This is a genomic window from Streptomyces sp. NPDC043870 (assembly GCF_056435785.1).
The window spans coordinates 1-20412 of sequence record NZ_JBWKDT010000037.1 but is presented as its reverse complement, the minus strand read 5'-3'; the positions used below and the strand labels follow the sequence as shown (position 1 = coordinate 20412).

The window sequence follows — 20412 nt, the reverse complement described above, 5'->3', positions numbered from 1 at the left end:
GCGCCGGGTCCTACGGTGTGCCTGCCGGGCGGACCACCATCGCGGAGCCGCCGCCCCGTCGCACCTTCTCCGCCGCCGCGAGCCAGCGGCCGTCGGGCAGGCGCTGGATGCCCGTCGCCGCGCCGATCTCCGGGTTCTGGCGGAACGCGTGGCCCAGTGCCGCCAGCTCCGCCCGCAACGGGCTGTTCCACAGCGCCGGTTCCAGCTCCGTCGTCGGCTGGTTGCGCTGGCTGGCGCGCGGGGCGGCGATCGCGTCGACCAGGGGAAGCCCGCGGTCGACGACGCCCGTCAGCGTCTGGAGCACCGTGGTGATGATCGTCGCGCCGCCCGGGGAGCCGAGGGCCAGCACCGGCCGGTCGCGGTCGTCCAGGACGATCGTCGGGGAGATGGAGGAGCGGGGGCGCTTGCCGGGCCCCGGCAGGTTCGGGTCGTGGACCGCCGGATCGGCCGGGGCGAAGGAGAAGTCCGTCAGCTCGTTGTTGAGCAGGAAGCCCCGCCCGGGGACGGTGATGGCACTGCCGCCCGTCGACTCGATCGTCAGTGTGTACGCGACGACGTTGCCCCACTTGTCGGACGCGGTCAGGTGCGTCGTGTTCTCGCCCTCGTACGTCGTCGGCGCCGCCGTACCGCCGCTCGCGCACGCCGCCGGGTTCCGCGGGTCACCGGGGGCGAGCGGGCTCGTGAGCACGGCGTCGTCGCGGATCAGGCACTCGCGCGAGTCGGCGAAGCGCTGCGACAGCAGCTCCCGGACCGGAACGTCCTCGAACGCCGGGTCGCCGACCCACCGCCCGCGGTCCGCGAACGCGATGCGGCTCGCCTCGACGAAGCGGTGCAGGTACTTCGCCTCCGAGAGGCCCGACAGATCCGTCCGCTCCAGGATGTTCAGGGCCTCGCCCACGCTCGTACCGCCCGAGGACGCCGGACCCATGCCGTACACGTCCAGTCCCCGGTACGACACCTTCGTGGGCCGCCGCTGTTGCGTCTCGTACGCCGCCAGGTCCCGCAGGGTCAGGTCACCGGGCCGCACGATGCGCGTCGCGCCTTCCCGTACGCCGGGCTTTCGTACGGTGCTGACGATGTCCCGGGCGATCGGGCCCCGGTACAACGCCCCGGTGCCCTCACGCCTGATCTCCTCGTAGGTACGCGCGAGATCCGGGTTCTTGAACACGGACCCGACCACCGGCAGCTGCCCACCGGGCAGGAACACCTCGGCCGTGGCCGGGAAGTCCCGGAACCGCGCCTCGTTCGCCTGGGTCTGGGAGCGGAAGGTCGCGTCGACGGTGAAGCCGTCCTTCGCGAGCCGCTCCGCCGGCTTCAGCAGCTGACCGAGCGGCCGGCTTCCCCATGCGTCGAGCGCCGCGTCCCAGGTCGCGGGTGTGCCGGGGGTGCCGACACCGAGGCCGCTGGTCATGCCCTCCTCGAAGGGAATGGGCTTGCCGTTCTCCACGAACAGCGAGGCGTCCGCCGAGCGCGGCGCGGTCTCCCGCCCGTCGATCGTGTGGACGGTGCGCGTCTTCGCGTCGTAGTAGACGAAGAAGCCGCCCCCGCCGATTCCCGCCGAGTACGGCTCGGTGACGCCGAGCGCCGCGGCCGTCGCTACCGCCGCGTCCACCGCGTTGCCACCGCGCCTGAGCACCTCGATACCCGCGGCCGAGGCGTCCGCGTCGACGCTCGCGACCGCTCCCCCGTGGCCGACGGCCACGGGCTCCTTCACCGGGACGCCCGGTGAAGGAGCCGGTGCCGGCGTCGGAGCCGGTGCCGGCGTAGGCGTCGGTGGCGCGGCCGCGCCTGCGGACAGCACCGCCAGCGCGACGGTGGGTATCGTGACGAGACGAGCGGCACTCCTACGCATCCGTACCTCCGGTCAGCGAACGTCGGCGCAGCGTAACTTCACCGTACTCCGCTCGTCAGGACCGCCTCGAACACTGTTCCGCACGGCCCGCTAGCATGCGCGCCCATGAATGAAGACCTGCGCAACATCGTGCTCGGTGTGGTGGCCGCCGGTATCAGTGCCTCGCTCGGCTGGCTCGCCCGGACCTATCTGTGGCGCCGTAAGCTCCGCCGCAAGCAGGCCTTCTTCGGTCTGCCCGGCAATTCCGAGTGTCTGCTCGTCGTCAACCGCGAGGCCGGCAGCGAGGGCGCGGTGCACCGCTTCGACGTGTTCGCCCTGCTCGAACTCTCCGCCCTGATCAAGGACTGCGGGGCGAACGCCCAGATCATCCAGCACGATGTCGCTCAGCAGGGCTTCGGCGAGCGCACGGAGTTCTGCGTCGGCGGCCCGTACTCCAACCGCCGGATGGCCGCCCATCTCTCCTCCCTCCTCCCCGGCGTGAAGATCAACACGGATGTGGAGCCGGGCCCCGACCGGGGCGCCTTCCAGATCGGCTCCGAGCGTTACCGCCTGGAGGCGGGCACCACGGAGTACGTCATCCTGGCGCGCCTGACCGCCGGCGAGGCCGGCAGACCGGTCTTCCTCTTCTGCGGGCAGCGCGCGATAACGAATCAGGCGGCCACCCGCTATCTGGCCCGCCACCACCAGAAGCTGGCCCGCAAGCACGGCAGCAGCTCCTTCGTCCTGCTGCTGAAGGTCGTCAACACCCAGGCGTACGGGCCCGATGTCGTCGAGCTCGTCGCCGACGTGACCCGTGCAGCGCAGGAGCCGCTGCCCGCTGCCCGGAACTCGCACCGCGCCAAGGCCTGAGGTCTCTCGGGGGAACGGCGTGGTGTGCGACGCCCGGGCCCGGGCGTCGCCCGTCGTCGCCCGTCGTCGCCCGTACTTGAACGGATGCCGTCGGCAGACCGTACGGGTAACCGCGGCCCCGGGCCCACGGGTCAGGTTCGCCGTGCCGTCAACGCGATCCGCACGGAAGGACCTTCGGGTGTCGCTCTGGACACACTCTCGAAAACTGCCGGACCAGGACGCCGTCGTCACGGAGGAGGACTCGCCACGGCGCGGCTCGCCGGAACAGCCGGCGGACGACGGCGCCGCGGGCCACGGCGACGACCCCGGCGGGTCCGTCCCCGACGGCCGGCGGAAGAAGTACCCGCGCACCGCACAGGCCGTGACACGGGGCACCACCGTCCTGGCCGCCATGCTCGTGCACGTCGCCCTCCTGCTGCCGGACGAACTCCCCCGCCTCACACCCGCCGCGTTCGTCCGCATACCGGTGGAAGCCGTGTTCGGCACGGCCGTACTGCTCGCCCTCCGGCCGAAATGGAGGCGGGCGGCCGCCGTGGTCGCCGGGACGGGGCTGGGCCTGCTGACCGTCCTGAAGCTGCTCGACATGGGCTTCCACTCGGTGCTCGACCGCCCGTTCGACCCGGTGCTCGACTGGATTCTGCTCGACGACGCCGAGGCGTTCCTCAGGGACTCCGCCGGGACGACCGGGGCGATCGCCGCCGTGACCGGGGCCGTGGTCCTGGTGCTCGCCCTGCTCGTCCTCATGGCCCTGGCCGTCGTCCGGCTGAGCCGCGTCGTCGTCCGGCACAGCGCCACGGCCGGCCGTGGGGCGCTCCTGCTCGGGACCGCCTGGGTCACCTGCGCGGCGTTCGGCGTGCAGATCGCCGCCGTGCCGCTCGCCTCCCGCTCCACGGCCGAGTTCGCCCAGGAGCACGCGCTCCAGGTGCGCGCGGGCCTGAAGGACCGGCAGGCGTTCTCCGAGGAAGCCGGCGTCGACGCCTTCCGCGGCACCCCGGCCGACCAGTTGCTGACCGGGCTGCGCGGCAAGGACGTCCTCTTCGTCTTCATCGAGAGCTACGGCCGCAGCGCGGTCCAGGATCCCCGGATGGCGCCGCAGACCAGGGCGGTGCTCGCGGACGGGACCCGGCGGCTGCGCGCGGACGGCTTCCTCTCGCGGAGCGCCTTCCTCACCTCCCCGACGTCGGGCGGCGGCAGCTGGCTCGCCCACTCCACCTTCATGTCAGGCCTGTGGATCAAGAATCAGCAGCGCTACCGCAGCCTCACCTCGAGCGACCGGCTGACCCTCACGGGCGCCTTCCGGAACGCGGGCGCCTGGCGGACGGTCGGCATCATGCCGGGCGTCACCCGGTCCTGGCCGGAGGGGAGGTTCTACGGTCTCGACCACGTCTACGACTCCCGGAACCTCGGCTACCAGGGACCGAATTTCAGCTGGACGCCCGTACCCGACCAGTTCAGCCTGGCGGCCTTCGAACGCCTGGAGCACGGCAAACGGGACCACGAGCCGCTGATGGCGGAGATCGTTCTCGCTTCCAGCCACAACCCCTGGGCACCGATACCCAGAGCGCTCGGCTGGGAGGAGATCGGCGACGGCTCGATCTACCACTCCGTCAAGAAGGCGGGCAAGGATCCCGAGGACGTGTGGAAGGACCCCGACCAGGTGCGTACCGAGTACCGGCGGGCCATCACGTACTCGCTCACCAGCCTGATCTCCTACGTGGAGAAGTACGGCGACGACGACACCGTGGTCGTCTTCCTCGGCGACCACCAGCCCGTCGGGACGGTGACCGACGGCGAACTCGGCCGGGACGTACCGATCAGCATCGTCGCCCGCGACCCGGCCGTGCTGCGGCGGATCTCCGGATGGGGCTGGCAGGAGGGCCTGGCGCCGGGCCCCGGGGCTCCGGTCTGGCGGATGGACACGTTCCGGGACCGCTTCCTGACCGCCTACGGTCCGCAGCCCGGCGCCGCCCCGTCCGCTCCGTCCGCGCCGTCCCCGTAACCGCCCGGGGCGCGGGGCAGTTCACGTCACGTCCTCGCGTGCGCCGCCCCCCGGGACACCGCTGCGCCGTCCCGGATCCTGACGACCCACAGCCACCTGATGTCCCGTCCGAAGGACCAGACGAGCGACGCCAGCGCCGCGAGGACGGCCACGGACGCGGCCGGGCGCGGGACGATCCCGGCGGCGGCCACGAGGAGGACGATCCCCTGCAGGGCGGCCACCGTCTTGCGGGCCAGGCTCGGGGGCAGCGGCCCGTGCAGCCACGGCAGCACCCGGGCCGCCGCGACGAAGGCGTAGCGCATCGCTCCGATGACCAGCACCCAGGCGCCCATCGGCATGGCGACATGGACGCTGAGCACCATGATGAGGAACGCGTCGACCTCCATGTCGAAGCGTGCTCCGAAGCACGACTCCGTCCCGGTGCGCCGTGCGACCTGGCCGTCGACCGCGTCGAGGACCAGCGCCACCGTGGTGAGGACGGCGAGGAGCACGGTCGGCGGCCGGTTCACGAAGGACTCGGCGACCAGCGCCGTCACACCTCCCACGAGCGTCGTCCTGGCCAGGGTCACGCTGTTGGCCGGACCGAACGGTGCGCCCCGCGAACGGCGCAGGGCACGCGTGAGCAGGGCCCAGGTGACGACCGTGAAGGCCAGGCCCGTCAGCCATCCGGCGGGGCCGAATCCGGTCGCCGTGCCGAGCACGGCCAGCAGCAGGATCTGCGCGCCCGCTCCCACGACCGTCTCCGGGTGCAGCGCCTTCGTGCTGTTCGTGCCGATCAGGGCCACTGCGTACCTCCGGACGTGTGACAGAGTCGATGCCCGCCGCGTACTGTGTGCGCGCCGTCATGATTGTCAGAACGTAAATCAGCTCGCGAGCGTTCAGCAGGAGGACGTCGATGGAGCGCGCCGCACGTGCTTTCTGGCTCCGCTCCCCCGGTAACGGCGAGATCCGGGACGTGGCGCTGCCCGAGCCGGGCGCCGACGACGTCGTGGTGCGCGCGCTCTGTTCCGGGGTGAGCCGGGGGACCGAGAGCCTGGTCTTCCGCGGGGGCGTACCGGAGAGCCAGTACTCCGCGATGCGGGCGCCGTTCCAGGACGGCGAGTTCCCCGGGCCCGTGAAGTACGGCTATCTCAGCGTCGGCCTGGTCGAGGAGGGGCCGCGGCACCTCGTCGGGCGCACGGTCTTCTGTCTCCACCCGCACCAGAGCCGCTACGTCGTCCCGGCGAGTGCCGTGACCCCCGTGCCGGACACCGTCCCGGCCGGACGGGCGGTGCTGGCCGGCACGGTGGAGACCGCGGTGAACGCGTTGTGGGACGCCGCGCCGATGGTCGGCGACCGGATCGCCGTGGTCGGCGCCGGCATGATCGGCTGCTCCGTCGCGGCTCTCGTCTCGCGGTACCCCGGTGTCCGCGTCCAGTTGGTCGACGCCGATCCCGCCCGCGCCAAGGTGGCCGGGGCGCTGGGTGTCGACTTCGCGCTCCCCGAGGACGCCCTGGGGGACTGCGACCTGGCCGTCCACGCCAGCGCGACCGAGGCGGGACTCACCCGCGCGCTGGAACTGCTCGCGCCGGAGGGCACGGTCCTGGAGCTGAGCTGGTACGGCGACCGGCGGATCAGCCTGCCGCTGGGAGAGGCGTTCCACTCCGGCCGTCTGGTCCTGCGCGGCAGTCAGGTCGGCAGGGTCGCGGAGGCGCGGCGCTCTCGCAGGACCTTCGCCGACCGGCTCGCGCTCTCGCTCGGCCTGCTCGCCGACCCGGCCTTCGACGCACTGATCACCGGCGAATGCGCGTTCGACGAGCTGCCGTCCGTGATGTCCAGGATCGCCGCGGGGGACCTTCCGGGGCTGTGCCACCGCGTCCGGTACGACGCGGACACGGCCGCCGATCGTGCCCGGCCCGGGGCCGCCCGCACCGTCGAGCCCTGACGACCGGCGACCGGCGACCGGCGACCGGCGACCGGCGACCGGCGACCAGCAACCCGGCGGCGCGGCAACTCGGCGGCGCGGCAACTCGGCGGCGCGGCAACCCGGCACGGGTCCCGGACGGCCCGGTTCCGAGCAACCCGGCGACCCGGCACGGATCCCGGACGGCCCGGTTCCGAGCGACCCGGGTACCCGATGACCTGGTCCTCTGAACGCACGAGACACTGCGGACGTAGTGAAGGGCAGGCAGAGCCGTCGGCTGCCGGAACCGTCGACCGGGAGGTCACCGCACTTGTTCAGCGTCACCGTCCGCGAGCACCTGATGATCGCGCACAGCTTCCGCGGCGAGGTCTTCGGACCCGCCCAGCGTCTGCACGGAGCCACCTATCTGGTGGACGCCACCTTCCGGCGTCCCGAGCTGGACGCCGACAACATCGTCGTCGACATCGGTCTGGCCACCCGCGAACTGAACGCCGTCGTGGGTGAGTTCAACTACCGCAACCTCGACGACGAGTCCGAGTTCGCCGGCATCAACACCTCGACGGAGTACCTGGCCAAGGTCATCGCCGACCGCCTCGCCGACCAGGTGCACGCCGGAGCGCTGGGCGAGGGCGCCCGGGGCCTGACCGGCATCACCGTCACCCTGCACGAGTCACATATCGCGTGGGCGAGTTACGAGCGGGCCGTGTGAGCCGGGCAGCGAACGGCGCGGCCGGCTCCGCCCCGCCCGGCCGCTCTGTCCGGGTCGTGATGCCGGCAGGCGTCGACGATCCGGCGTCACCGAGCGGGGGCAACACCTACGACCGCCGGGTGTGCCGGGAACTGCCGCAGGTCGGCTGGCAGGTGCACGAGCACACCGTCGCGGGCGACTGGCCGAACCCCTCGGCCGAGGCGCGCGAGGAACTGGCCCGGACGCTGCGCGCCTGGCCGGACGGCTCCCTCGTCCTCCTCGACGGACTCGTCGCCTGCGGTGTCCCGGAGGTCGTCGTCCCCGAAGCCGAACGGCTGCGCCTGGCGGTGCTGGTGCACCTGCCGCTGGGCGACGAGACCGGCCTCGCCCCCGACGTGGCCGCGGCGCTGGACGAGGGCGAGCGCCGGACACTGCGGGCCGTGGCAGCGGTCGTGGCGACCAGCGACTGGGCGGCGGACCGGCTCGTGGACCACCACGGCCTCAGCCCCGACCGGGTCCATGTCGCCGCCCCGGGAGCGGACATCGCGCCCCTGGCGACCGGTGCCGGGACCGCTGCCGCATCCGGCACCGGCGCCGGCGGGCCCCCGCGCCTGCTGTGTGTCGCGTCGGTGACCCCCCGCAAGGGGCAGCACCTGCTGGTGCGGGCCCTGGCGTCGGTCGCCGACCTGTCGTGGACCTGTGAGTGCGTCGGCGGGCTGGGCCAGAGTCCCGGCTACGTCGGCCGGGTACGGGAGCTGATCCGCGAACTCGGTCTCGGCGACCGGGTGCACCTCACCGGCCCACGGAAGGGCCCCGGGCTGAACGCGAGTTACGCCGCCGCCGACCTCCTCGTGCTCGCCTCGCGCGCCGAGACGTACGGCATGGCCGTGACCGAGGCGCTCGCGCGCGGCGTTCCCGTGCTGGCGACGGCCGTCGGCGGAGTGCCGGAGGCGATGGGGCACACACCCGATGGCACCGTGCCGGGCGTCCTCGTACCGCCCGACGATCCGGCGGCATTCGCCGCGGCGCTGCGTCGCTGGCTCGGCGACCCCGGCGAACGCCATCGCTCGAAGGCGGCCGCGCGGCGGCGGCGCACGGCGCTGGCAGGCTGGGAGACCACCTCACGGAGCCTGGCCAAGGCGCTGGAACAGATCCGGCAGGAACACCCCCTGGAGGCGGCATGAGGGCGATCGACGTCACGCGCTACGCACCGGAGTGGCTGGCACTGCGGGAGGCGGCCGACGCCGCGTCCCGCGCGCCCGAACTCCTCGACCCGCTGCGCCACCATCTGCCGAGCGCCGCCTTCCCGGGGCACCGGCCGGGCCGGGACACGCCGCTGGTGATCCGCGACCTCGGCTGCGGCACCGGGTCCATGGGACGCTGGCTGGCCCCTCGACTGAACGGGCCGCAGCACTGGATCCTGCACGACCACGACCCCGAGCTGCTCGACCTCGCCGCCGGCCGGCTGCCCCGTACGGCGGCGGACGGCAGCCCGGTCACGGTCACGACGGAGCGCGGTGACATCGCCCGGCTGACGGCGGACGGCCTCGCCGGCACCTCGCTGGTGACGGCCTCGGCACTGCTGGACCTGCTCACCCGCGAGGAGTTGGACGGGCTGGTCGCGGCCTGCGCCGGTGCCGGCTGCCCGGCACTGCTGGCGCTGTCCGTGCTGGGCCGGGTCGACCTCACCCCGGCCGATCCGATGGACGCCGAGATCACCGACGCGTTCAACGCCCACCAGCGCCGGGTGGACCACGGCCGCCGGCTGCTCGGGCCCGACGCCGTCGCGGCGGCCTCCGTGGCCTTCGCCCGTCAGGGCATGACCGTACGGGTGCACACCAGCCCGTGGCGGCTCGGTGCCGCTTCCCGGGCGGCCGCCGGCCCGCAGGACGCGGCCCCGGGCGCCCGCGACGCGGCGCTGATGACGGACCTGACCGCCGAGTGGCTGCGGGGCTGGGTCGGCGCCGCGCGGGACCAGCGGCCGGAGCTCGCATCCCGCGCCGACGCCTATCTGCGACGGCGTCTGGCGGCGTGCGAGGCGGGCGAGTTGGCTGTGGTGGTGCACCACAGTGACGTACTCGCCCTGCCCGGGCGGACGGGCGGCGCCTCGTGATCCGCGCGGTCCGGGCCCGCCTCGGCATGCTCGCCGGAGCGGGCATCCTCGCGGCGGTGCTGTGGTGGCAGGGCACCGGCGGCTTGCGGGACGGGCTGCACGGGATCGACGGCTCCACTCTGCTGGCCGCCCTCGGCCTCGGCCTGTTCACCACCGTGCTCAGTGCGTGGCGCTGGTGCCTGGTGTCCCGTGGTCTGGACATCAGGCTGCCGCTCGGCCGGGCCGTGGCGGACTACTACCGCGCGCTGTTCCTGAATGCGGCACTGCCCGGTGGTGTCCTCGGAGACGTCCACCGCGCGGTACGGCACGGACGGAACGCCGGTGCCGTCGGCCGGGGCGTCCGAGCGGTCCTGCTCGAACGGATCGCGGGGCAGGCCGTTCTCGTCGCCGCCGGTGCGACGCTCCTGATCGCGCATGTCGCCCCCGCCCCCGCGGAGGCGGTCCGGCTCACCGCGACGACGGGAACCGCCGCTGCCCTCGCCGCGGTCTGCGGGCTGGTGGTCGTGGGCGTGGGCGTGGCGAGGCTCCGGGACAAGCCGGGCACGTCGCGGTGGCGCCGCGCGGCCCGGACCACGCTCGCCGAGGCGCGCCTCGGGCTCCTCGCCCGGGGCAGCTGGCCGGGCGTGCTGGTCTCGTCGGTCGCCGTGCTCGCGGGGCACCTCGGCCTGTTCCTCCTCGCCGCCCGAGCTGCGGGATCGACGGCGCCGGCCGCCCAGTTGCTGCCGCTGATGGTGCTCGCGCTGCTCGCCATGGCGCTACCGCTGAACATCGGCGGCTGGGGCCCACGGGAGGGAGTCACCGCCTGGGCGTTCGGGGCCGCCGGCCTGGGCTCCGCCCAGGGGCTCGCCGTCGCCGTGGCCTACGGACTGCTCGCGTTCGCCGCGGCCCTGCCCGGAGTCGTCGTGCTCGCCGTCGAGTGGATCCGCGGAATGCGGCGTGCGCAGGTCGAGTTCGAAGAGGGTGTCCTCGCCGAGGGCGGCCCGTCGCACCGGCGGCCGCAGCGCGTCCCGCATCAGGTCGGGGCCGGGGAAGCCGAGCCCTGGGACGCCGTCGCCTATCAGGACCGGTGCCACGGTGACGTAGAGCCGGTGCAGCGCACCGTCGTGCAGGAAGCGCGACACGGTGACGCCGCCGCCCTCGACCATCACCCGGCCCAGGCCGCGGCGCCCGAGCTCGTGCACCAGGCGCCGGGGGGCGAACGCCGCGCTGTCGGGGAGGACCAGTACGTCGACGCCGTTCATGCCCTCGGTGTCCACAGCGGCGCGCCCGCACTCGCTGTCGGCGCTCACCACCCAGAGGGTCGGCGCCGCCCCGTCGGTGAACACCTGGCGTCGCGTCGGCACCCGGCGGTGCGGGTCGAGGACGACACGCACCGGGTTGGGCCCGGCACAGGCCCGGACGGTCAGCCGGGGATCGTCCGCGACGGCGGTGCCGGCGCCGACGACCACCGCGTCGGACAGTGCGCGCAGGCGGTGCAGGTGCTCACGGTCCTGCGCTCCGGTGACGTAGTCGGCGTCGCCCTTCCGGGTCGCGATGAAACCGTCGAGACTCTGGCCCAGTTGGGCGAAGGTGAACCGGGGGCCGGCCAGGCACAGGGGGAGGTACAGGTCGGCGAGGACGTCCGCCTCGTGCGACGCGTCCCGCCAGCGGCGCCGGCCGTCGGCGTCGCGCAGCAGTCCGACGGCCTCGGCCTCCGCCTCGGTCCGCAGTCCGAGCAGCAGGTCCCAGGCTCCCGGCGCGTCGAGGGTGCGGGCGCGCCGCCCCGCGGCCGCCCCGCTCATCGTGTCCCCCCGGAAGCCGGGTCCGGGGATTCGTCCGGGGTCAGGAGCGAGAGGTATCCGGCGAAGGAATCGACGAGGCCGGCCAGCAATTCCTTGCCCTTCTCGGCCGATGCCAGGGACGGACGGCCGACAACTCCGGTCGCGGTGTAGGCCCGCATGCCGAGAGTGAGCAAATGCCGTCGGTCGTCGGCGACGAAATCGGAGGTCATATGTCCGGGCCGGACAAGTTCCGGATGCTCGTGCAACAGGATGGAGGTCTCGACTTCGCCCGCATGCATATCGCTGTGCGACGGCGTCCGTACGCCGGCCCGGTCCCTCGCCGCATTCCAGTCGTCCGGGCCGGGGAAAAGCGCCATGCGCGTGCCATTGCCCGCGGACTCCTGCACCACGTTGCGCAGGACGTAGTTCCCGCCGTGCCCGTTGACCAGAACCAGTCCGGCGACACCGGAGCGGCGGAGCGATTCCGCGATGTCCCGGACGACGGCGTGCAGGGTCACGGCGGAAATGCTGACGGTTCCTGGCCAGTCGGCGTGCTCGTGCGAGCAGGAGACGGTCAGTGGAGGAAGCCGGAGGACCGGATACGCGGCGGCGATCTCCCTGGCCACGGCGCAGGCGATGACCGTGTCGGTCATCAGCGGGAGGTACGGTCCGTGCTGCTCAAAGCTGCCGATGGGAAGGACGGCGACCCGGGCCCGCGCCGCCCCCGCGTCCTCCGTCGTCTCCAGCGGCAGAAGTCCCCACTCCGGCGGTCGCGCATACGGGCCACTCATGTCCCCGACCCTTTCTTGCTCTGCTCTATTGCTCGTGTCCCGAGATTTACTGCTCGAACACTCTTGAATAGACGGACCAGTTGAGATATTCCGATTGATTTCATGTCCCTGCCAGAGACTACCCGACAGGATCTGCCCATGACAGACACAGATGTCGCCCCGCACAAAGAGGTTCGTTCCCTGGATGCCGAACGCCGGGCAACAGTCCAACTGTCCACCCGTTACGGCGTTTTCCTCGCCGTCGGCTACCTGGACCTCAGCCGCGGGGACGAACAAATGGCGTTGGTGCTCGGCGACGTCGAAGGCGACGACGTACTGGCCCGCGTGCACTCGGAGTGCCTGACCGGGGATGCCTTCGGGTCCCGGCACTGCGAGTGCGGGGACCAGCTGGACGCGGCGCTGCGTGCCATCGCGAGCGAAGGGCGTGGCGTGCTCGTCTACCTCCAGGGGCACGAGGGCCGGGGCATCGGCCTGTTGGCGAAGCTCCAGGCGATGCAGCTCCAGGCGGAGGGGCTGGACACCGTCGAGGCGAATCTCGCTCTCGGTTTCCCGGCCGATGCCCGTGACTACCGGGTGGCGGCGGACATGCTCCACGACCTCGGAGTGCGGTCCGTACGCCTGCTGTCGAACAACCCGCGCAAACGCGACGCGCTGCTCCAGCACGGCGTCGAGGTCACGGAACAGGTTTCTCTGCTGACCCCTCCCCGCGAGGAGAACATCTCCTACCTGCGGACCAAGCGGGAGCGCTTCGGCCATCATCTTCCGCACCTGGACCGTGCGACGGCCGGCTCCTCGCCGGAACCCGGCCCAGTGCCACCGGCAGGGACTTGATCCCGTTGATGAAGTTGGACACCAGGCGCCTGGGCGGCTCCGCGAGGGTCACGAACGGCAGCAGCTCGCGCACCTCCTCGTGCAGCACGCGCAGCTGAAGGCGGGCGAAGTGCGCTCCGAGGCAGACGTGCGGCCCGTCCCCGAAGGAGACATGGGGGTTCGGCGAGCGGGACAGATCGAGGCGGTGCGGGTCGGCGAAGGCACGCTCGTCGTAGTTGGCCGAGGCGTGGAAGACGACGACCTTGTCGCCTCGGCACACGTCCTGCCCGCCGAGCGTGAGGTCACGGGTCGCCGTGCGGCGGAACGACAGCACGGGCGGGTGCCAGCGCAGCAGTTCGTCCACGGCGGTGTCCACCGCCACCTCCCCCGCCCGCAGCCGCCGCTGCTCGTCCGGGTGCTCGGCGAGCGCCAGGAGACCGCCGGGCGCGGCGCTGCGAACGGTGTCGTTCCCGGCGACGGTGAGCAGGAAGAAGAACATCTCCAGTTCGGCGTCGGAGAGTCCGGAAGCGGCGATCGACGTCATGACGTCGTCGGCGGGGTTGCGGCGCTTGTACGCCGCGAGCTCCTGGGCGTAGTCGAACATCTCCCGCAGCATCGCGGGTGAGCGCGGATTGACCGGTCGCCCGTCCGCACCCAGTACGGGCGGTTCGTCCGGGTCCTGGTAGGCGATGACGCGTTCGGTCCACTTCAGCAGCAGGGCCCGGTCGCTCTCCGGTACGCCGAGCAGGTCGGCGAGGTTGAGCAGGGCGTAGTCGTCGGTGACGGTGGCGACGAGGTCGACGACGGGGCCCGCCGCGCGGGCGGTTCCGAGCAGTTCGCGGGCGCGGTCGCGGGCAGCGGCGGCGAAGCGGTCGATACGGGCGGGGGTGAAGGCGCGGCTGACGAGACGCCGCAGCCGGCCGTGGCCGGGCGGGTCCTGGTTGAGCATCATGCGGCGGATGAAGGGCAGGTCCGCCGGGTCGGGATCGCGGATCTGGGTCGCGCCGAGCCAGGACGAGAAGTTCGCCGAGTCCCTGAGCACGCGGACGACACCGCCGTGCCGGGTGACCGCCCAGAAGCCGGGCCCCGCGGGCCAGCCCAGCAGCTCGTACTCCTCCTGCCAGGCCACCGGATGATGGGCGCGCAGCTCGCGGAACGCGTCGTGGGGCAGCCCGGCGGCGTAGCGCCGCGGGTCGAAGACGTCGGGGACGGCCGGCGTGCTCATACGTCGGCCCGCAGGAAGTCCTCGACGGTACGGATCAGCTGGAGCGGTGTCTCGTCCATGGCGTGGTGTCCCGCGGCGGCCAGCTCGGCGAGTTCGCCCCGCAGGTACGACCGCAGCCAGGTCTCCCGCATCAGGTCGGCGCTGATGGCCGGATCGAGAGCTCCGACGACGGCGAGTGCCGGGACCGTCGAGCCCTCGATGTCGGTATGGAAGTCCTCCACGGCCCAGGAGTCGAGCCAGGCGCGGAACGCCTTGGGATCACTGCGCTCCACGGAGTGCCGCATCATGCGGTCGAGCCAGGCGGCGGGCCGTCCCGAGCCGGTGGTGACGTCGATGATGGTGCGGCGGTTGGCCGGACGGTCGGCGGCGTCCGCGAAGAGCCCCCACTGGTCGGGCGGCATCGGCAGCCCGTGGGCCGGTACGGGCGAGATCCCGACGAGTCGCCGTACCCGGCCGCGTGCGAGGACGGGCACGCGCTGGACGACGGCCCCGCCCATGGAGTGGCCGATGAGCGAGAAGCGGTCCCAGCCGAGGTGCCCGGCGAGCGCGAGCACGTCCTGGGCGCCCTCCTTCGTGGTGTAGGCGCCGGGCGTGCCCCTGGCCTCCCCGTAGCCACGCAGGTCGACGAAGGCGTACGTGAACGACTCCAGGTCGAGGTCGGGTCGCAGGGAGGCGTAGGCGTCGCGGTCGGCGAGCCAGCCGTGGACGGCGACGACGTGGTGCGGGCCGTCACCGAGCACCGTGTGCGGGAGCACGAAGGGGGTCACGTCTTCTCCGTTCGCGGGGCAGCGGAGTGAAGGGACTGCGGTCGTACGCCACCACGGTGTACCGGAGCCGGCGGAATCGCCAGGGTGCAGAACCGGCGCACTGTCGGACATGTCACGTCCCTCAACGGCAGAGATTCCCGGCATATGCGCAACCTGGGTCCTCACTTCCCCCTCTCCACCTGCGAGAGAGATCGTCACGGAGGTTTTGAGTTGAGCCGCAGCCGCGTCCGTATGCACCCGCGCACCCCGCTCGCCCGCCCTGCCCGCGCCGCCGCCGCAGCAGCCGGAGTCACGGCCCTGGCAGTGGCTCTCGCCGGGTGTTCCGGGGCTTCCACCTCGGACGCGAAGGCCGGGGACGGTGAAGGGAAGCCGCGCACCGCCATCACGGTGAATCTGCAGGGCAAGCAGGCCAAAGCGGGTGAGCCGGTACGGGTGACGCTCGCGGCGGGGAAGCTGAAGGACGTCACGGTCACCGACTCCAAGGGCGGCAAGCTCGAGGGCACGGTCGCTGCCGACGGCCGCACCTGGACCTCGGCCCGTAAGGCCGCCCCGGGCACCGCCTACACGGTCGAGGCGCGGGACGACAAGGGCGGCACGGCGACCGCGGACTTCGCCACCGCCGCCGCGGACAAGGTCAACAAGCTGACACTGGTGCCGGGCAAGAACTCCACCGTCGGGATCGCCCAGCCGCTGTCGATCGTCTTCGACCACCCGGTGAAGAACAAGGCGGAGGTCGAGAAGCACCTCAAGGTGACCACGTCGGACGACACCCAGGGTTCGTGGGGCTGGATGGAGGACTGGTCGGGCAAGTCCCGGGCGGACTGGCGGCCGAAGGACTACTGGAAGCCGGGCACCAAGGTCACGCTGGACGCCGAGCTGAACGGCATCGACTCGGGCAAGGGCGGCGGCTGGTTCGTCCGCGACTACACCACCGGTTTCACGGTCGGCAAGCAGCAGGTGGTGAAGGTCGACCTCGACAATCACCGGCTGAAGCTCTACCGGGACGGAGCGCAGATCAAGGACGTCCCGATGTCGGCCGGAACTCCCGGCGGTGAGAAGGCCTCCTGGCGCGGCACGGCCGTGCTGATGGCGAAGGAGGGCACGATCAACATGAACTCCGAGACGGTCGGGCTCGGCGACGCCTACGACAAGATGGTCGACTACTCGATGCGGCTGACCTGGTCGGGGATGTACGCGCACGCCGCGCCGTGGAACAGCGCGTACTTCGGCAGCGCCAACCGGAGTTCGGGCTGCGTGGGGATGAGCGACGCGGACGCGTCGGCGGTCTACGGCGAGGTCCAGGTCGGCGACCCGTTCGAGATCACCGGCGGCGGCGCCAAGGGCACGGTCGCCCTCAACAACGGCTACGGCGAGTGGAATCTGAGCTGGGCCGAATGGCAGGCGAAGAGCGCCCTGCGCTGAACTCCCGCCGGTTTCCGGCCAGTCCCCTTCCCACCTCCCGTCGGCCTTCCGCCCAACTCCGGCCGAACTCCGGCCGAACTCCTGCTGACAGCACGTCCAATATCGTTACCGTCGCGTAACTTACCGACCAGTTACCTCAAGTAAGCCTGACAGGTTACCGTCGGGTCACTTTAGGACTGGTATGAGTCAGGAGTGAGCGATGGGACACCCCCACAAGGCCCTGCGCACCTCGACGACCGCGACGGTCTCGGCCGCGCTGCTGGCCGGGGCCGCCTTCGGGCTGGCCCCGGCCGCTCCGGCAGCGGCCACCGAGGCCGCGGGCGCCCCCGGTATCCGGTTCGTCGACATCCGCGGCGACGGCGGCACCGTGCTCAAGGCCAATGTCGTCACCCCGGCGGGCGCCGACGGTTCGCGCACGTACCCCGTGATCGTGCTGCCCACCAGCTGGGCCACACCGCAGGTCGAGTACCTCGTACAAGCGAAGAAGCTCGCCGATTCGGGCTATGTGGTGGTCAGTTACAACGTGCGCGGCTTCTGGCAGTCCGGTGGAGAGATCGAGGTGGCGGGGCCGCCGGACATCGCCGACGCGTCGAAGGTCATCGACTGGACGCTCGCGAACACCCCTGCCGACCCGTCCAAGGTCGGCATGGCCGGTATGTCGTACGCCGCCGGGATCAGTCTGCTCACCGCCGCGCACGACAAGCGGGTCAAGGCGGTCGCGGCACTCAGCGGCTGGGCCGACCTCACCGGCTCCATCTACAGCGGCCGCACCCAGCACGTCCAGGCCACCGCGCTGCTCGTCGGCGCGGGAAATCTCACCGGCCGCCCCAGTGCCGAACTCCAGCAGTTCACCAAGGACTTCCTCGGCTCGAACCTGACCAAGGAGGACGAGATGATCGCCTGGGGGAAGAAGCGCTCCCCCGCCACCTACATCGACCGGATCAACCGGAACGGCGCCGCCGTGATGCTCGGCAACGCCTGGGGCGACACCATCTTCCCGCCCAATCAGTACGCCGAGTTCTACGAGCGGCTCACCGTTCCCAAGCGGCTCGAGTTCCGCCCCGGCGACCATGCGACCGCCGAGGGCACGGGTCTGCTCGGTCTGCCCAACGACACCTGGACCAGCACCCACCGCTGGTTCGACCACTACCTCAAGGGCGTCGACAACGGCGTGGACCGCGAGCAGCCCGTCCGGATCAAGTCCCGCTCGACCGGGGGCTACGAGACCTATCCGGACTGGAAGTCGGTGGGCGCGGACGCCCGGAAGTTCGCGCTGGGCGGGACCAAGAAGATCCACGCGAACATCGACTCGGGCGCCAACGGCGGCATCGTGATGCTGTCCAGCGTCCTGGACCAGTTCCTGAAGCTACCCCCGATGGCCTCGATCCCGCTGCTGCCGCGGTCGTTCGCCGCCGTCTGGCAGTCCGAGCGCGGCACGTCGGCGCAGCGGATCAGGGGGACGGCGAAGCTTCACACCACGGTCACCAGCACCAAGGAGAGCGGCACCCTCGTCGCGTACCTCTACGACGTGGGCCCGCTCGGCCTCGGCAAGCTGGTGAGCAATGCGCCGTACACCTTCCACGACCGGACCCCGGGCAAGCCGTTCACCGTGGACCTGGAGCTGTTCTCCACCGCCTACGACGTGCCGGCCGGCCACCGGCTCGCCCTGGTCGTCGACACCGTCGACCCGCTCTACATCGAGCACAACCCGTCCGGCGCACAGCTGACCTTCTCCTCGCCCACGGCCGACCCCTCGTACGTGTCGGTCCCCCTGAGCGAGAAGTGATCTCCGGCCGCTGCCGGGCCGGGCACGGCTCTACGAGCTGCTGCCCGGCCCCGGAGAAGGTGCATCCCCCGCGTCGTACTTGTCAGCGCACTTGTCGACGTCACTCAGCTCGATCAACAGATCGACGGCCATACGCTGCCCTGCCCCAATCTCAGCGGTGTCGCGGTCAGCGCAAACTATCCAGCCCGGCAAGGGACTCCACGCCTGACACGCACAAATAGGCCATAAGCCGCATTTACCACCCGGAGGAGGCGGTGTGCATCAGGCCTCGGCCGCCTCCGCATACACCTGCGACAGCTCGGGCGAGCCGTGCACGGCCCAGTCCAGCCCCGCCTCCACCACATTGATCTCGCGTCCCGAGGCGAGGCGGACCACGGGATGACCGCCCGGCCAGACATGCCAGCCGGCACCCCGCACGGTCCGGACGATGACCGTGCCGAGATAGAGGCCCGCGTCGTTGCCCAGCCAGGGCAGCTCCTCCGGATCATCCCGCCAGCGCGGCGGCAACTGGTCCAGAGCCTCCAAAGAGGCCGGAGTGTCATCCAGTTCAAGCCCCTGCTGTCCCACCCGGACCCGCAGCAGCTCGCACTCGGAGAGCAGCTCGGCCACACCCTCCGGATCGCCTCCGACGGCGGAGGCCAGCGTCTGCCCCCGCTCACCCCCATGCCGTTTGCGCCAGTTGTCCAAGAAAGGGATGTTCATACCGATCAGCCTCGCATTCCCATGGACGGACGCACCACTGGGCGCGCGGGAGGTGCCCGGAAGCCTGCGCCTCCGGGGCCGGCGGCTCAGAGATCGAGATCGACCACGACCGGGGCGTGGTCCGAGCCGCCCTTGCCCTTGCGCTCCTCGCGGTCGACGTAGCTGTCCTTGACTGCCTGCGTGAACGGCTCGTTGCCGTACACCAGGTCGATGCGCATCCCCCGGTTCTTGGGGAAGCACAGCTGGCGGTAGTCCCAGTACGTGAACGGGTGGTCGTACTTGAGCGGGCGGGGCACCACATCGGCGAGCCCGGCCTCGCGCAGGTGCTCCAGCGCGGCCCGCTCGGGCGCGGTCACATGGGTCATACCCTCGAAGAAGGACGGATCCCACACATCGGCATCGGTCGGCGCGATGTTGTAGTCACCGAGCACGGCGAACGGCCGGTCACCGGCGGCGTCCTCGGCCACGGCCCCCTTCAGCGCCTCCAGCCAGGCCAGCTTGTACACATAGTGCTCGTGGGCGACCTCCCGCCCGTTCGGCACATACACCGACCAGACGCGGACCGGGCCACAGGTCGCGCTCAGTGCGCGCGGCTCCTGCACGCCGCCGTACTCGGGGCCGCCGGGCAGACCCTTGACGACGTCCTCAAGGCCCACCCGGGAGACCACCGCCACGCCGTTCCACCTGCCGTCGGCGTTGACCGCGGACTCGTAGCCGAGCTCCTTCAGGGCGTCGGCGGGGAACTGCTCCGCGGTGCACTTGGTCTCCTGGATGCACAGCACGTCGGTGCCGCTGCTCTCCAGCCAGGCGAGCAGCCGCGGCAGCCGGGCGGTGATCGAATTGACGTTGAACGTGGCGATGCGCATGCCGAAAGCGTAACCGCGGGGTGTGACAGTCAGCGGCGCGTCACAGGTCCACGGATCCTCCGGAGGAGAGCCTGCTGTGCTCGGCGCCGCCCAGGTTGCCGATGTGCGTGTCGTAGAGGGGGCGCGCGAGCTCGGTCAGCAGGGCGTCGTGGATGTCGATCGCGCGCTGCGGCTTGACCGCGCGTACGTAGTCGATGACCTCGGACACCTTGCTCCAGGGCGCCATCACGGGGAGCATCAGTGTCTCCACCTGCTGGTCGGGAACGGTCAGCGCGTCACCGGGATGGAACACCGAACCGTCCACGAGGAAGCCGACATTGGTGATGCGCGGCAGGTCCGGGTGGATCACGGCGTGCAGCTCGCCGTGGACCTGGACGTCGAAACCGGCGGCGGTGAAGGCGTCGCCGTTCCCGACGGTGTGCACCCGGCCGGGAAAAGCGGCCGACAGCTGATCGGCGACGCTGCGCAGCGTCCAGATCTCGGCCGCCGGATTCGCGTCCAGGGCGACGCGCAGCCGCTCCTCGCTGAAGTGGTCGGGGTGCTCGTGCGTGACGAGCACGGCGTCGGCGCCGGCCGCCGCGTCCGCCTCGCTGAAGACGCCGGGATCGATGACGAGCGTCTGCCCGCCCTTTTCGAGCCGGATGCAGGCGTGCGACTTCTTTGTGAGCTTCACCGGGGTGGTCTCCTTCTCGCGTGCCGGTCCCGAGCCGATCTTTCCCCACCCCGCGCGTTCCCGTAACCGGGGCTCTGCCCCAGACCCCTGTCCTCGATCGCCGGCGGGGGTCCCATTCGGAGCCCGTCCGGCGAGCGAGGGAACGGCCGGAGGGCGTACCGGGGGGCTTGGGGCTTTTCCCCCACACGGGGGAGTCGCGAACCGAC

Annotated in this window: 17 protein-coding genes and 2 pseudogenes; 10 read left to right on the top strand and 9 right to left on the bottom strand. The window is 71.7% G+C overall.

Annotation, left to right across the window (positions count from 1 at the left end):
- Window positions 1-10: 10 nt before the first annotated feature.
- Window positions 11-1852 (bottom strand): gamma-glutamyltransferase, encoded by a 1842-nt coding sequence (gene ggt, locus AC0699_RS31685; protein WP_478667314.1) that lies wholly within the window; start codon window positions 1850-1852, stop codon window positions 11-13.
- A gap of 105 nt (window positions 1853-1957) precedes the next feature.
- Here ggt and AC0699_RS31680 point away from each other — a divergent pair, with 105 nt between their 5' ends.
- Both AC0699_RS31680 and AC0699_RS31675 read left to right on the top strand, forming a co-directional pair.
- Window positions 1958-2701, top strand: a complete 744-nt coding sequence (locus AC0699_RS31680) for a hypothetical protein (protein WP_478667312.1) — start codon at window positions 1958-1960, stop codon at window positions 2699-2701.
- A gap of 178 nt (window positions 2702-2879) precedes the next feature.
- Entirely contained in the window at window positions 2880-4700 is a 1821-nt protein-coding gene (locus AC0699_RS31675) for an alkaline phosphatase family protein (protein WP_478667310.1), read from the top strand.
- 26 nt (window positions 4701-4726) lie between these two features.
- Here the strand turns inward: AC0699_RS31675 and AC0699_RS31670 are convergent, their stop codons facing one another.
- Window positions 4727-5485, bottom strand: coding sequence for a CDP-alcohol phosphatidyltransferase family protein (locus AC0699_RS31670; protein WP_478667309.1), 759 nt, complete (start codon window positions 5483-5485; stop codon window positions 4727-4729).
- Window positions 5486-5595: 110 nt separating this feature from the next.
- Between AC0699_RS31670 and AC0699_RS31665 the strand changes: the two genes are divergently transcribed.
- The 5 genes and pseudogenes from AC0699_RS31665 to AC0699_RS31645 form a co-directional block, all read left to right on the top strand.
- Complete coding sequence (locus AC0699_RS31665) at window positions 5596-6624, top strand: zinc-dependent alcohol dehydrogenase (RefSeq protein ID WP_478667307.1); 1029 nt, start codon at window positions 5596-5598, stop codon at window positions 6622-6624.
- Between the two features lie 289 nt (window positions 6625-6913).
- The gene (locus tag AC0699_RS31660; protein WP_478667306.1) at window positions 6914-7312 is read left to right on the top strand and encodes a 6-pyruvoyl trahydropterin synthase family protein; all 399 of its coding nucleotides are present in this window, start codon (window positions 6914-6916) and stop codon (window positions 7310-7312) included.
- 59 nt (window positions 7313-7371) lie between these two features.
- The gene (locus tag AC0699_RS31655) at window positions 7372-8475 is read left to right on the top strand and encodes a glycosyltransferase family 4 protein (protein ID WP_478667398.1); all 1104 of its coding nucleotides are present in this window, start codon (window positions 7372-7374) and stop codon (window positions 8473-8475) included.
- A complete protein-coding gene (locus AC0699_RS31650) occupies window positions 8472-9404 on the top strand; it encodes a methyltransferase domain-containing protein (protein ID WP_478667303.1) in 933 nt (310 codons plus the stop codon). The genes AC0699_RS31655 and AC0699_RS31650 overlap by 4 nt, the downstream gene beginning before the upstream one ends.
- Window positions 9405-9430: 26 nt before the next feature.
- Window positions 9431-10228 (top strand): annotated as a pseudogene (locus AC0699_RS31645) (lysylphosphatidylglycerol synthase transmembrane domain-containing protein); the annotation flags it as partial.
- Here AC0699_RS31645 and AC0699_RS31640 read toward each other — a convergent pair.
- The gene (locus AC0699_RS31640; protein ID WP_478667302.1) at window positions 10160-11185 is read right to left on the bottom strand and encodes a RibD family protein; all 1026 of its coding nucleotides are present in this window, start codon (window positions 11183-11185) and stop codon (window positions 10160-10162) included. The pseudogene AC0699_RS31645 and the gene AC0699_RS31640 overlap by 69 nt on opposite strands.
- The gene (locus AC0699_RS31635; RefSeq protein ID WP_478667300.1) at window positions 11182-11955 is read right to left on the bottom strand and encodes a creatininase family protein; all 774 of its coding nucleotides are present in this window, start codon (window positions 11953-11955) and stop codon (window positions 11182-11184) included. The genes AC0699_RS31640 and AC0699_RS31635 overlap by 4 nt, the downstream gene beginning before the upstream one ends.
- Window positions 11956-12093: 138 nt before the next feature.
- Here AC0699_RS31635 and ribA point away from each other — a divergent pair, with 138 nt between their 5' ends.
- Entirely contained in the window at window positions 12094-12786 is a 693-nt protein-coding gene (ribA, locus tag AC0699_RS31630; protein WP_478667298.1) for a GTP cyclohydrolase II, read from the top strand.
- Here ribA and AC0699_RS31625 read toward each other — a convergent pair.
- A pseudogene (locus tag AC0699_RS31625) lies at window positions 12764-13990 on the bottom strand (cytochrome P450); the annotation flags it as partial. The gene ribA and the pseudogene AC0699_RS31625 overlap by 23 nt on opposite strands.
- Window positions 13987-14757, bottom strand: coding sequence for an alpha/beta fold hydrolase (locus AC0699_RS31620; RefSeq protein WP_478667296.1), 771 nt, complete (start codon window positions 14755-14757; stop codon window positions 13987-13989). The gene AC0699_RS31620 and the pseudogene AC0699_RS31625, both read right to left, overlap by 4 nt.
- Before the next feature lie 210 nt (window positions 14758-14967).
- Here AC0699_RS31620 and AC0699_RS31615 point away from each other — a divergent pair, with 210 nt between their 5' ends.
- Both AC0699_RS31615 and AC0699_RS31610 read left to right on the top strand, forming a co-directional pair.
- The gene (locus AC0699_RS31615) at window positions 14968-16179 is read left to right on the top strand and encodes a L,D-transpeptidase (protein ID WP_478667294.1); all 1212 of its coding nucleotides are present in this window, start codon (window positions 14968-14970) and stop codon (window positions 16177-16179) included.
- A gap of 199 nt (window positions 16180-16378) precedes the next feature.
- Window positions 16379-17965 (top strand): CocE/NonD family hydrolase, encoded by a 1587-nt coding sequence (locus AC0699_RS31610; protein WP_478667291.1) that lies wholly within the window; start codon window positions 16379-16381, stop codon window positions 17963-17965.
- Window positions 17966-18226: 261 nt separating this feature from the next.
- On the opposite strand, the gene AC0699_RS31605 is transcribed toward AC0699_RS31610, so the two are convergent.
- From AC0699_RS31605 to AC0699_RS31595, 3 genes are all read right to left on the bottom strand, one after another.
- Window positions 18227-18667, bottom strand: coding sequence for a DUF6278 family protein (locus AC0699_RS31605; RefSeq protein ID WP_478667290.1), 441 nt, complete (start codon window positions 18665-18667; stop codon window positions 18227-18229).
- 86 nt (window positions 18668-18753) lie between these two features.
- Window positions 18754-19533: an exodeoxyribonuclease III gene (locus AC0699_RS31600; protein WP_478667288.1), complete on the bottom strand. Its 780-nt coding sequence runs from the start codon at window positions 19531-19533 to the stop codon at window positions 18754-18756.
- A 40-nt stretch (window positions 19534-19573) separates the two neighbouring features.
- On the bottom strand, window positions 19574-20206 hold the full coding sequence (locus AC0699_RS31595; RefSeq protein ID WP_478667287.1) for an MBL fold metallo-hydrolase: 633 nt from the start codon (window positions 20204-20206) through the stop codon (window positions 19574-19576).
- Window positions 20207-20412: the final 206 nt, after the last annotated feature.

Excerpts from the sequence above, each read along its gene's own strand:
- ggt (WP_478667314.1), bottom strand. The coding sequence starts at position 1,852 with ATGCGTAGGAGTGCCGCTCGTCTCGTCACGATACCCACCGTCGCGCTG.
- AC0699_RS31680 (WP_478667312.1), top strand. The coding sequence starts at position 1,958 with ATGAATGAAGACCTGCGCAACATCGTGCTCGGTGTGGTGGCCGCCGGT.
- AC0699_RS31665 (WP_478667307.1), top strand. The coding sequence starts at position 5,596 with ATGGAGCGCGCCGCACGTGCTTTCTGGCTCCGCTCCCCCGGTAACGGC.
- AC0699_RS31655 (WP_478667398.1), top strand. The coding sequence starts at position 7,372 with ATGCCGGCAGGCGTCGACGATCCGGCGTCACCGAGCGGGGGCAACACC.
- AC0699_RS31650 (WP_478667303.1), top strand. The coding sequence starts at position 8,472 with ATGAGGGCGATCGACGTCACGCGCTACGCACCGGAGTGGCTGGCACTG.
- AC0699_RS31640 (WP_478667302.1), bottom strand. The coding sequence starts at position 11,185 with ATGAGCGGGGCGGCCGCGGGGCGGCGCGCCCGCACCCTCGACGCGCCG.
- AC0699_RS31635 (WP_478667300.1), bottom strand. The coding sequence starts at position 11,955 with ATGAGTGGCCCGTATGCGCGACCGCCGGAGTGGGGACTTCTGCCGCTG.
- ribA (WP_478667298.1), top strand. The coding sequence starts at position 12,094 with ATGACAGACACAGATGTCGCCCCGCACAAAGAGGTTCGTTCCCTGGAT.
- AC0699_RS31610 (WP_478667291.1), top strand. The coding sequence starts at position 16,379 with ATGGGACACCCCCACAAGGCCCTGCGCACCTCGACGACCGCGACGGTC.
- AC0699_RS31605 (WP_478667290.1), bottom strand. The coding sequence starts at position 18,667 with ATGAACATCCCTTTCTTGGACAACTGGCGCAAACGGCATGGGGGTGAG.
- AC0699_RS31600 (WP_478667288.1), bottom strand. The coding sequence starts at position 19,533 with ATGCGCATCGCCACGTTCAACGTCAATTCGATCACCGCCCGGCTGCCG.